Raw genomic sequence first — 11146 nt, forward strand, 5'->3', positions numbered from 1 at the left:
CGACGTCGGGCGGTGCGGGCAGACTGCCCGTATGACACCTGCGAACTCCGCCGTGGCACGGGCGCTGGAGCGGATCGAGCGCCTGGACCCGGCGCTGCACGCGTTCATCGAGGTCTGGCCGGACGAAGCGCTCGCCCGGGAGCGGGAGGCCGTGGCCCGGCGACTCCCCCTGGGCGGGCTGCCGTTCGCGGTGAAGGGTCCCTCCGGCATCCGGTCGCACGCGGCCCGCCGGCTGATCGCGGCGGGCGGGGTCCCGGTGGGCGCGACCTCGGTACCCGGCCCCGGCACCGCCTGGCAGACCTGGGGGCAGGGTGCGCACGGCCGTACGGTCAACCCGTGGCGGGCGGACCGTACGCCGGGCGGGTCCTCGGCCGGGTCGGCGGTCGCGGTGGCGGCCGGCATGGTGGAGGCGGCGACGGGCAGCGACGGGGCCGGCTCGGTCCGCATCCCGGCCGCCTGGTGCGGGGTGTTCGGGCTGAAGACGACGAACGGGCTGCTCCCCTCCCCCGACCGGACGGGCCTGGCCTCGGCCGGGGTGCTCGCCCGGTCGGCGGCGGCAGCGGAGCCGTTTCTGCGCCGGGTGCTGGGCGGTGGCGGCACGCCGGAGGCCGCCTCGGACCGGCTTCCGCCGCCTCTCCCGCTGCCCGTCGTGTACAGCGAGGACCTCGGGTTCGCGGCGGTGGACCCGGAGGTGGCGGCCGTCGTCCGGGCGGCCGTGGACCGGCTCGTCGCGGCGGGGACCGTACGCCTGGTGGACCGCGATGCCGGGCTGCTCGACCCGGCGGGCGCCTGGGCGGCGGTACGGGGCGGAGCGCCGGACGACCCGGCGGCGGTGCGGGTGCGGCGTACGAACGACGAGCGGCTGGAGACGCTGTTCTCCGGCGGGGCCCTGCTGATGACCCCGGCCACCCCGAACCGGCCGCACGGCCACGAGGGCCCGGGCACCCGCTACTCCACGGCGCTCACCTGGGCGTTCAACCTGAGCGGGCATCCGGCGGCGAGCCTGCCCGCCGGGTTCACCGGGGACGGCTGCCCGGTGGGGCTCCAGATGGTGGCGCCGCGCAGGGCGGACCCGGTGCTGCTCGCCGCGGCCCGCGCGGTGGAGGACGCCCTGCCCCCGGCGCGGACGCCTCCCCCGGCCGGGCGGGACTGAGCGGCGGGTCAGCCGAGCGGCCGGCGGGCCTCCTCGCGGACCTTGGCCGTCTCCGCCGCGACCGCGGCCAGGTCGATGGACTTGGGATCCTTGAGCAGGGTCTCCGGGCGGATCACCCCGACCATCGCGGCGGTGTTGTCGTCACCCCAGGCGCACATGGGGATGCTGACGATGCCGCCGGACTCCTTCGACCGCACGACCTGGCACTCGATCGTGATCGAGTACCCCTCGGGCCGGAACTTCTTCGGGGGCACGACGAGGGTCGCGCCGTCGGCCTCCGCCGCCCCCTCCATGATCTTGCCGCGCATGAAGTCGGGGCTGGCCAGCCGCCCGTACATCCCGGAGAGCACCAACGCGCCGCCCTTGGCCGAGGTGTAGTGCGCGACGACCGCCTCGGCGTCCCGGATGCTCGCGTCGGGGGTCTTCTCGATCTCATCGCCCTCGGTCTCCGAGAGGTCCTGCTCCAGGCTGAACTCGTCGTCCAGGAGCTTCTGCTGCACGACGAGTTCGTACTCCGCCTTCGGGTACACCAGGTCGGCGCCCTTGTCGGCGAGCTGGGTGACCCCGAAGACGATCCCGCCCGCCGCCACGACCGCGCCGACCGCGATTCCGACGATCAGCCCGGTCCGCTTCCGGCGCGGGGCCTGCGGGCCCTGGGGCGGCCAGCCGCCACCCGCGCCGGGCGGGCCGGGCTGCCCCCAGCCGCCCTGCTGGGGCGGGGGCGGCGGCTGCTGCGGGTAGCCGTAGGGCTGCTGGTGCGGCACGGCGCCCGGCGCGGCCGGCGGCGGGCCGCCGTACGGGTTCTGCGGGTGCGGCGGCCCGTACGGGCCCTGCGGCGGGTGGGGCGGGGTGGTCATGCGCTCACGGTACGGCAGGTACGCGAACAGGATTTCGACGCGGCCGAGATCGGTACCAGGTCGAAAGCGTTGAGAGCGTTGAAAACGCCGAGAGCAAAGCGTCTCAGGCGGGCGCCTCGCCGTCTTCCGCGCCTCAGGCGGCCGCCTCGCTTCCCTCCTCGATCGCCTCCGCGACCTCCGCCACCCGGGCCTCCTCCTCCGCGGCGAAGCGGTCGCGGTCCAGTTGCTCGGCTATCTCCTCGTCCTGGGACATCAGCAGGTCGAGGTCGGAGTCGCCGAGTTCGAGGACGCCCATGTCGACGTACGCCTTCTGGAGGCGCGGGCCCCACAGGCCGATGTCCTTGACGCACGGGACGATGCGGCTGAAGAGCAGCTTCCGGAAGAGCTGGAGGTACTCCGAGTGTTCCGAGAGGTCCTTCGCCTCCTGCTTGCCGATGCCGAAGTTCTCCAGGACCTCGACCCCGCTGAGCCGGTCGCGCATCAGGTAGCAGCCCTCGATGACGAACTCCTCGCGCTCGCGCAGTTCGGCGTCGCTCAGCTGCTTGTAGTAGTCGCGCAGCGCCATCCGCCCGAAGGCGACGTGCCGGGCCTCGTCCTGCATGACGTACGCGAGGATCTGCTTGGGCAGCGGCTTGGTCGTGGTGTCGCGGATCATCCCGAAGGCGGCCAGCGCCAGGCCCTCGATGAGGACCTGCATGCCGAGGTAGGGCATGTCCCAGCGGGAGTCGCGCAGGGTGTCGCCCAGCAGTCCCTGGAGGTTGTCGTTGACCGGGTAGAGCATGCCGATCTTCTCGTGCAGGAACCGGCCGTAGATCTCGGCGTGCCGGGCCTCGTCCATGGTCTGGGTGGCGGAGTAGAACTTGGCGTCCAGGTCGGGGACGGACTCCACGATGCGCGCCGCGCAGACCATCGCGCCCTGCTCGCCGTGGAGGAACTGGCTGAACTGCCAGGACGTGTAGTGCTTGCGCAGCTCGCCCCGGTCCTTCTCCGTCATCTTCGCCCAGTGCGGTGTGCCGTACAGGGTGAGCGCCTCGTCGGGGGTGCCGAGCGGGTCGGTGGGGTCGACCTCCAGGGACCAGTCGATGCGCTTGTTGCCGTCCCACTGCTTGTCCTTGCCCTTCTGGTAGAGGGCGAGGAGGCGTTCGCGGCCGTCGTCGTAGTCCCAGCTGAACCGGGCGGCCCCGGTGGCGGGGACCTGCCAGATCGGTTCGGCGGGCGGGGTGGTGTAGAGCTCATGGGTGGACACGGACGGCTCCTTCGCCTCGGACAGCGGGACGTGATCGACAAGTTCCGTGACGTCGAAGGCAGTTGAGCGCGTGCGTCAGCCGCCTCCCCGGCAGGTTCACACGTTGGTAGACATCGGGTCAACAAGTCGGACGGAGTCGCGCCCAGGGGATTGACACCCTTACTGACAGTCAGTCTCATAAAGGGTGACCGCCAGTAACAGCCGCTCCCGGCAACCCCTGTGTGAGGTGCTCCCGCCATGACGACCGTCACCGCTCGCGATGCGACCGTGCTCCGCGACGCGCTCGGGCCGCTCCGCGACCGCGAGCAGATCGCCCTGCGGCTGCTCGAATCCTCGGCCAAGCACTCCTTCGACCCCGACACCGAACTCGACTGGGACGCCGCCGTCGAGGACGGCAAGTGGTTCTGGCCGCCGGAGCTGCTCTCGCTGTACGGGACCCCGATGTGGGACCGGATGTCCGAGGAGCAGCGGCTCGACCTCTCCCGGCACGAGGCGGCGGCGCTGGCCTCGCTCGGCATCTGGTTCGAGATCATCCTGATGCAGCTGCTGGTCCGGCACATCTACGACAAGCCCGTCACCAGCAACCACGTCCGCTACGCGCTCACCGAGATAGCCGACGAGTGCCGGCACTCGATGATGTTCGGCCGCATGATCGACTGGGGCGGCGCCCCGACGTACCCGGTGCCGCGCGTCTACCACAACCTCGCGCGGGTCCTGAAGACCGTCTCCACCACCCCCGGTTCGTTCGCCGCGACCCTGCTCGGCGAGGAGATCCTCGACTGGATGCAGCGCCTGACCTTCCCGGACGAGCGGGTGCAGACCCTGGTGCGCGGAGTGACCCGGATCCATGTCATCGAGGAGGCCCGGCACGTCCGGTACGCCCGGGAGGAGCTGCGCCGCCAGATGGTGACCGCCCCGCGCTGGGAGCGGGAGCTGACCAAGGTCAGCTGCGGCGAGGCGGCCCGGGTGTTCTCCGTCTGCTTCGTGAACCCGCAGGTGTACGAGAACGTCGGCCTGGACCGCCGGGAGGCCGTGGCCCAGGTGAAGGCGAGCGGCCACCGCGCCGAGGTCATGCAGTCCGGCGCGAAACGGCTCACCGACTTCTTCGACGACATCGGGCTGCTGAACGGCGTCGGCCGCCGGCTGTGGCGAAGCTCCGGTCTGCTGGCCTGAGGTGTATCAGCCGGCACGGTCTAGGCTCGGGGGCATGACGTCCACCGCCGCAGTCCCGCCGCCCCGGGCGACGTACCGGAGGCTCAGCGTCGAGGAGCGCCGCGCCCAGCTGCTGCTCGCCGCGCTCGGTCTCTTCGCCCACCGGGCGCCCGACGAGGTGTCGCTCGACGAGGTGGCGGTGGCGGCCGGGGTGTCCCGGCCGCTCGTCTACCGCTACTTCCCGGGCGGGCGGCAGCAGTTGTACGAGGCCGCGCTCGGCTCGGCGGCCGACGAGCTGACGCTGTGCTTCACCGAACCGCCGGTGGGCCCGCCGACCGAGCGGGTCGCCCGGGTCCTGGACCGCTATCTGCGTTTCGTCGACGAGCACGACACCGGGTTCAGCGCCCTGCTGCGCGGCGGCAGCGTCGTGGAGACCTCCCGGACGACGACGATCGTGGACGGGGTGCGCCGGGCGGCCGCCGACGAGATCCTGCGGCACCTCGGGCGCATGGGCGGGGCCGGGGAGCAGCCCGCCGGGCCGAGGCTGCGGATGATGGTGCGCAGCTGGATCGCGGCCGTCGAGGCGGCGTCGCTGATGTGGCTGGACGACGGGAAGCAGCCGGCCGCGGCCGAGCTGCGCGGCTGGCTGGTCGACCATCTGATCGCCCTGCTCGCCGCGACCGCCGCGACCGACCCGGAGACCGCGGCGGTGGTGAACGACCTGCTGGCCCTGGAGACCTCCGAGGGCCCGGCCGGACAGCTCGCGGAACGGGTGATTCCGGTCGTCGCGGAGGCGGCGCACCTGCTGCCCGCGCCCCCTGCGTCAGACTGACCGGGTGAAGAGCGAGAACACCCCTTTCCGCGGCGGCCCCCTGGACGGCCGGGTCCTGCCGATCCTGCTGGGCCCGACCGGCCACCCGCCGAAGTGGTACGAGGTCCCGGTGCCCTCCCCCGACGGCGGCCCCGCCACGGTGTACGCCTACCAGCGGGTCCCGGCCGGCTACACCAAGCGGCTCGGGCTCCAGCGCGGCTGGGTGTACGAGTACGCCCCCGGCGGCCGTGAGCACCGCACGCTCAAGTGGCCCTGGTCCAAGCCGCCGCGCCGCGACTGAACGACGGCGGGCGGTCCCCGCGTACGGCACAGGCCCTAAGATCGACGGTCAGGCGCCGGGGACGGGCCATCCGGCCGCCGTACAACGGTCACAAGGGGGTGCGCCATGGAGGCGCTGCGTCAGGACGATCCACGCCGCTTCGGTCGCTTCACCGCGCTGGCCCGCTTCGACGAGGGCGCGAGCGCCGTGCGGTACGTGGCCCGGGACCTCGCGTCCGGCGAGAGCGCCCTCATCACCGCCGCGCGCCCCGAGCTGGCCGCCGTCCCCGTCTTCAGCCGCCGCTTCCAGGCCGAGGCCCGCACCGCCGAACGCCTCGCGGGCGGCTGGGTCGCCCCGCCCCTGGACCCCGGCGATACGGCGGAGACGCCCGCGGACGAGGCGGAACCCCTGTGGACGGCGGCGGGTTACGTCCCCGCGCTGCCGCTGGCCGAGGCGATCTCGATCGCCGGTCCGCTGCCCGAGCGCGCCCTGCGGATACTGGGCGCGGGCATCGCCGAGATCCTCTCCCGGGTGCACGCCGCCGGGTCCGTGCTCCAGGGCCTGGCCCCCGGCACGGTGCTGCTGGCCGCCGACGGCCCCCGCCTCACCGCCTTCGGCCCGCTGGGCGCGGCGGCCTCGGCGGAGGCCCGCCCGGGTGGCCAGCTCTCGGTTCGGCTCGGCTATCTGACGCCCGAGCAGATCGAGGGCAAGGAGGTGTCCGCCGCCTCCGACCTGTTCGTGCTGGGGCTTCTCCTGGCGTACGCGGCGACCGGGACGACCCCGTTCACGGAGGGCCCGGCCGAGGAGGCCACCCGTCGGATCGCCGAGGGCGAGCCCGAACTCGACGCCGTACCGGAGGAGTTGCGCGAGCTGATCGCGAACTGCCTGGCGAAGGACCCGGATCAGCGGCCCACCGCCGGAACGGTCGCCGCCGAACTGGCCCTGGAGGGTGCGGCGGGCCTCGCCCGGGGCGGCTGGCTGCCCGAACCGCTGGCGGCGGCGGTCGCGGACCAGGAGGCGCGGGTCCTGGCCCTGGAGGTGCCGGAGGAGGGGGAGGCCGAGGCGGCCCAGGCCGGCGAGGCCGATGCCCCTGCCGCCCCTGAGGACGCCCGGTCCGAGGACCCCCGGACATTCCGGGAGCCGGAGGACGCGCGCACGGCGCCGGAACCCGAGGACGCCCGGCCGGTGGACGCGCCCGCGCTCGGGAAGCCCGCCGATGTCGCCGCGCCTTCCGGGGACGCCGATCCGGGGAACGGGGACATCGGTGAGGACCGGGGCACCACCCGCTTCCTCAACACCGGGCCGCGCCCGCCGCAGAACGACCGCCCGACCACCCAGCTCGCCCTCCCCCACGAACTCACCGCGCCCCGGGCCCCGGACGCCCTCCCGGCCGCGCCCCCCGCACAGCCCGCCGCTCCGCTCGCCCTGCCCGCCGGCCCCGTCGCCCCGCAGCAGCCGGGTCACACGCACGGCGGCCCCGCCCCGTACCCCGCGGCCGCGCTCCCGGCCGGGCCCGCGGGTCCGGGCGGTCCCGGCGGAGGGCCGATGGTGTCGTTGCCGCTGCCCCCCGCACCGGCCCCGGCGCCCGACCCCGCCGCGAGCCGCCGGACCCTGCTCACCATCGCGGCGGCGGCCGTCGGCGGGCTGATCGTGGGCGGCGGTTCGGTCGCCGCGCTCGGGTCCGGGGGCACCGCCGAGGCGACGGACGACAAGCCCGCGCCCAAGCCCCGCCGCACGCTCCCCGGGCAGGCCCCCGAGCCTCGCTGGATCTACGCGCACCCGGCCTCCGAGTCGTCCCCGCTCACCACTGCCCTCTGGCAGGACAAGCTGCTCGTGGTGACCAGCGAGAGCCAGGCCAGCGCCGTGGACCTGCGCACCGGCAAGCGGCTGTGGCAGCGCGCGGACGGGGCGAAGGGGCAGGCCGCGCTGGCGGCCGGCGCGGATCTGGTCTTCGTGGCGAGCCCGACGGAGTTCCTGTGGCTGTCGCCGAAGAACGGCAAGGTCGTGCACCGCGTGCGCTACACGGAGGCCTTCGAGGACCTGCCGGGTCTCACCGTCGGACGGCTGGCCGGGAGTTCCGGTCCGGTCATCTGGTTCACCGGCTCGCACACGGTCGTCGAGAAGGCCCCGAAGCCGAAGAAGGGCAAGAAGAGGGGCAAGGACAAGGAAGTCGTCGAGGCCTACTTCTTCGCGTACGACATCGTGCAGCGCAAGGAGCTGTGGCGCACCTCCGTGCCCGCGGGCCGCGACCCCGGCACCCCCGCCTACCGGGTGGTCGCGGAACGCTCCGCCGACGTCCTCGTACGGCAGGACGCGGCCAGTCTGACGGCGGCCGAGGTCAAGAAGGCCAAGGGGAAGGGGTCGGTCCGCTCGTTCGACCAGAAGACCGGCAAGCTGCTGTGGGCCAAGCAGTACGGCGCCGCCTCCCTGGAGGCCGCCACCACGGGCGACGAGGACGGGGCACTGTACGCGGCGGTCGGCCAGGACCTCCAGGCCTTCGAGGCGGACTCGACGAAGCCGCTGTGGCGCGTCGAGGGCAGCGAGGACTCGTGGTTCGGCACCCCGCTGATCGCCGGGCCGCTGATCCACACCACCGAACGCAGCCGGCTGGTCGGCGCGGTCGAGCGGGAGAGCGGCCGGCTCGTGTGGCGGCGCTCCACCGAGGTGCCGGGCACCGGCCCCGCCCCCTCGCTCACGCTGAGCGGCAGCGAGAAGACCCTGATCGCCGCCGATGCCGTCCAGGTCACCGTGTTCGCGGCGGCCGACGGCGAACGGCTGTGGAAGTTCCAGGACATCGGGTCGGCCGACCCGAAGGGGGAGACGGTCCGCGCGTCGTACCGGGCGCTCGCCTTCGGCGAGACGGTCGTCGTCCAGCGGGACCGGTCCTTCTACGCCTTCCCGGTGGCCTGAGGCGGGCCGCCGTCCGGGGGATGCCCCGGACGGCACGCCGCGCGGTGCTTGCATCACCCGACGCCGAGTGACCGGATTAATAGGATTCGCTCACTTATGGACGGGTCCGCTGCCGGGCCACGTCTCCGTCACGGAGGTGATGTCGTGTCAGGCAGGATCCTGCGCGCGGTCTGCACGACCGTGCTGACCACGGCGCTCACGGTCTCGCCCGCCACCGTCGCGGCGGACGAGCCGGGCCCCGTACCGTCGGCGGAGACCGACACGACGGACGCGGACACGGAAACGGACGCGGACCCGGCGGACGAAGAGGCAGCGGACGAAGAGGCAGCGGACGCGGAGACAACGGACCAGGACGCGGCAGAGGTCGACGCCGGGACCGCCCTCGCCGCCCCCGAGGCGCCCCGGAGCGTCGCCGCCCTGCTGCGCGAACTGCAGACCCGCTACCAGGCGGCGGAGGAGGCGAGCGAGACCTACAACGCCACCGCCGAGAAGCTGAAGGAGCGCACGGCCCGGCTGAAGAAGGTGAACGCGGACCTGGCGAAGGCGCGATCCGCGCTGGAGGTCAGCCGCGGGGACGCCGGGCGGCTGGCCCGGGAGCAGTACCAGGGGCGTACGGAATTCTCCGCGTACCTCCGGCTGCTGCTGGCCCACGATCCCCAGCAGGCCCTGGACCAGAGCCATGTCGTGGGCCGGCTGGCGGCGAACCGCGCGGCGACGGTGGACCGGCTCACCGACGCCGCCCGGCGGGCCGACCGGCTGGCCGCCGCGTCCCGCAAGGCGCTCGACCAGCAGAAGAAGCTGGCCGCACGGCAGAAGAAGCAGCGCGATGCCGTGAACGGCAAGCTCAGGGAGGTCGAAGGGCTGCTGGCCACCCTCTCCGAGGAGCAGATCGACCAGCTCGCCGGCCTGGAGCAGCAGGGCGTGGACAAGGCCCAGCGGGAGCTGGTGGCCTCCGGGGCGCTCAGCTCCACCCGGCCGCCCACCCGGCAGGGCGGCGACGCGGTGGCGTACGCGGTCCGGCAGATCGGCAAGCCCTACGTGTGGGGGGCCGAGGGCCCCGACTCCTTCGACTGCTCCGGGCTCACCTCCCAGGCCTGGTCGGCGGCGGGGCGGACGATCCCGCGCACCTCGCAGGAGCAGTGGAAGCGGCTCCCGAGGGTGCCGGTGTCCGCGCTGCGCCCCGGGGACCTGGTGATCTACTTCCCGAAGGCGACCCATGTGGCGCTGTACATCGGCGACGGCCTGGTGGTGCAGGCTCCCCGCCCCGGCGCGAAGGTCAAGGTCTCACCTCTGGCGTCGAACCCGCTGCTGGGAGCCGTACGCCCCGACCCCGGCGGCGCCCCGCTGTCCTCGTACACCCGCCCGGAGCTGCCCGAGGGCGCACGCGACGGTGCGGACACGGGGTACGGCACGGACGCGGCACCCGAGTAGGTTCCGGCGGCCGGACCGGCGGTGCGGGTCCGGCCGCCGAAGCGGTGGTCGGGGCGCTCAGGCCCCGGCGACCGAGGCCAGGTAGGCGTTCGTCTTCTCGGGCTCGTAGAAGAAGTTCTCGAAGTCCGCCGGGTTGTTGAACCCGTTGGCGAAGCGGTTCGCGACCGGCTGGAGCTGACCGGCGGCGCCGATCAGGTTCAGCACGTGCTCCGGCGGGACGCCGAGCATCGCGTTGGTCCACTTGGTGACGTGCTGCGCGGTCTCCCAGTAACGGTCGAACGTGGACTGCATCCACGCCGCGTCGAACTCCCTCTCGCCGTGCTCGATGATCGAGTCCAGGTACGCGTTGGCGCACTTGGACGCCGAGTTGGAGCCCTGGCCGGTGATCGGGTCGTTGGCGACGACGACGTCCGCGACGCCGAGGACCAGGCCGCCGCCGGGCAGCCGCCCGATCGGCTTGCGGACCGTGGGGGCGTAGCGGCCGGCGAGGGTGCCGTTGGCGTCGGTCAGCTCGACCTTGGTGGCGCGGGCGTACTCCCACGGCGTGAACTTCTCCATCAGCTCCAGCGTCTTCGCCAGGTGCTCGGAGGGGTCCTTGATGCCCTGGAAGGCGTCGAGCGGTCCGCCCGGGATGCCCTCCCAGAAGAGGATGTCGGCGCGGCCCGAGGTGGTGAGCGTCGGCATGACGAACAGTTCGCCGACGCCCGGCACCAGGTTGCAGCGGACCGCGTCGAACTCCGGGTGCTCCGGGCGCGGGCCCATGCCGTGGACGTAGGCGACGGCCAGCGCGCGCTGCGGGGCGTCGAACGGGGAGCGGGCCGCGTCCCGCCCGAACATGGAGACCAGCTCGCCCTTGCCGGCCGAGACCATCACCAGGTCGTAGGTGCGGGAGAAGTAGTCCAGGTCGGAGACGGCCGCCCCGTGGATGACGAGCTGTCCGCCGCGCTGGGCGAAGGTCTCCATCCAGCCGGCCATCTTCACGCGCTGGTCGACGGACTGGGCGTACCCGTCCAGCCTGCCGACCCAGTCGATGGCGCGGGAGGAGTCGGGGGCGGCGACGGAGACGCCGAGTCCCTCGATCTTCGGGGCCTGGGACTCCCAGAAGTTGAGCTGGTAGTCCCGCTCGTGCTGGAGCGCGGTGTGGAACATGCACTGCGTCGACATGACCCGGCCGGAGCGGATCTCGTCGGCGGTCCGGTTGGACATCAGGGTGACTTCGTAGCCTCTGGACTGCAGTCCCAGGGCCAGCTGGAGCCCGGACTGGCCGGCTCCGACTATGAGTATCTTCCGCATCGCGGCTCTCCGT

Annotated in this window: 9 protein-coding genes; 6 read left to right on the forward strand and 3 right to left on the reverse strand. The window is 73.4% G+C overall.

The genetic code is table 11. The features are described from left to right. The first annotated feature begins 31 nt into the window (after positions 1 to 31). Positions 32 to 1153: an amidase family protein gene (locus IE140_RS01035; protein ID WP_150196991.1), complete on the forward strand. Its 1122-nt coding sequence runs from the start codon at positions 32 to 34 to the stop codon at positions 1151 to 1153. Between the two features lie 8 nt (positions 1154 to 1161). On the opposite strand, the gene IE140_RS01040 is transcribed toward IE140_RS01035, so the two are convergent. Continuing rightward, positions 1162 to 2010: a hypothetical protein gene (locus tag IE140_RS01040; RefSeq protein WP_093445169.1), complete on the reverse strand. Its 849-nt coding sequence runs from the start codon at positions 2008 to 2010 to the stop codon at positions 1162 to 1164. Between the two features lie 133 nt (positions 2011 to 2143). Next, a complete protein-coding gene (locus tag IE140_RS01045) occupies positions 2144 to 3256 on the reverse strand; it encodes a ferritin-like domain-containing protein (protein WP_150196990.1) in 1113 nt (370 codons plus the stop codon). A 237-nt stretch (positions 3257 to 3493) separates the two neighbouring features. Between IE140_RS01045 and IE140_RS01050 the strand changes: the two genes are divergently transcribed. The 5 genes from IE140_RS01050 (at position 3494) to IE140_RS01070 (ending at position 9840) form a co-directional block, all read left to right on the forward strand. Next, positions 3494 to 4429: an AurF N-oxygenase family protein gene (locus IE140_RS01050; RefSeq protein ID WP_032763123.1), complete on the forward strand. Its 936-nt coding sequence runs from the start codon at positions 3494 to 3496 to the stop codon at positions 4427 to 4429. Between the two features lie 34 nt (positions 4430 to 4463). Further along, positions 4464 to 5240, forward strand: coding sequence for a TetR/AcrR family transcriptional regulator (locus IE140_RS01055; protein WP_006127549.1), 777 nt, complete (start codon positions 4464 to 4466; stop codon positions 5238 to 5240). Between the two features lie 4 nt (positions 5241 to 5244). After that, positions 5245 to 5520, forward strand: a complete 276-nt coding sequence (locus tag IE140_RS01060) for a DUF8847 domain-containing protein (protein ID WP_010060248.1) — start codon at positions 5245 to 5247, stop codon at positions 5518 to 5520. 105 nt (positions 5521 to 5625) lie between these two features. Next, complete coding sequence (locus IE140_RS01065; protein WP_189459983.1) at positions 5626 to 8409, forward strand: outer membrane protein assembly factor BamB family protein; 2784 nt, start codon at positions 5626 to 5628, stop codon at positions 8407 to 8409. A 144-nt stretch (positions 8410 to 8553) separates the two neighbouring features. Further along, positions 8554 to 9840: a C40 family peptidase gene (locus IE140_RS01070; protein WP_150198223.1), complete on the forward strand. Its 1287-nt coding sequence runs from the start codon at positions 8554 to 8556 to the stop codon at positions 9838 to 9840. 57 nt (positions 9841 to 9897) lie between these two features. Here IE140_RS01070 and IE140_RS01075 read toward each other — a convergent pair whose 3' ends face one another. Next, entirely contained in the window at positions 9898 to 11133 is a 1236-nt protein-coding gene (locus IE140_RS01075; RefSeq protein WP_150198221.1) for a styrene monooxygenase/indole monooxygenase family protein, read from the reverse strand. Positions 11134 to 11146 lie beyond the last annotated feature (13 nt).

This window comes from Streptomyces parvus, from assembly GCF_014648875.1.
GTDB lineage: Bacteria > Actinomycetota > Actinomycetes > Streptomycetales > Streptomycetaceae > Streptomyces > Streptomyces parvus.

Bases quoted from the DNA above. Each gene is read 5' to 3' on its own strand.
- IE140_RS01035 (WP_150196991.1), top strand. From the start codon at position 32: ATGACACCTGCGAACTCCGCCGTGGCACGGGCGCTGGAGCGGATCGAG.
- IE140_RS01040 (WP_093445169.1), bottom strand. From the start codon at position 2,010: ATGACCACCCCGCCCCACCCGCCGCAGGGCCCGTACGGGCCGCCGCAC.
- IE140_RS01050 (WP_032763123.1), top strand. From the start codon at position 3,494: ATGACGACCGTCACCGCTCGCGATGCGACCGTGCTCCGCGACGCGCTC.
- IE140_RS01055 (WP_006127549.1), top strand. From the start codon at position 4,464: ATGACGTCCACCGCCGCAGTCCCGCCGCCCCGGGCGACGTACCGGAGG.
- IE140_RS01065 (WP_189459983.1), top strand. From the start codon at position 5,626: ATGGAGGCGCTGCGTCAGGACGATCCACGCCGCTTCGGTCGCTTCACC.
- IE140_RS01075 (WP_150198221.1), bottom strand. From the start codon at position 11,133: ATGCGGAAGATACTCATAGTCGGAGCCGGCCAGTCCGGGCTCCAGCTG.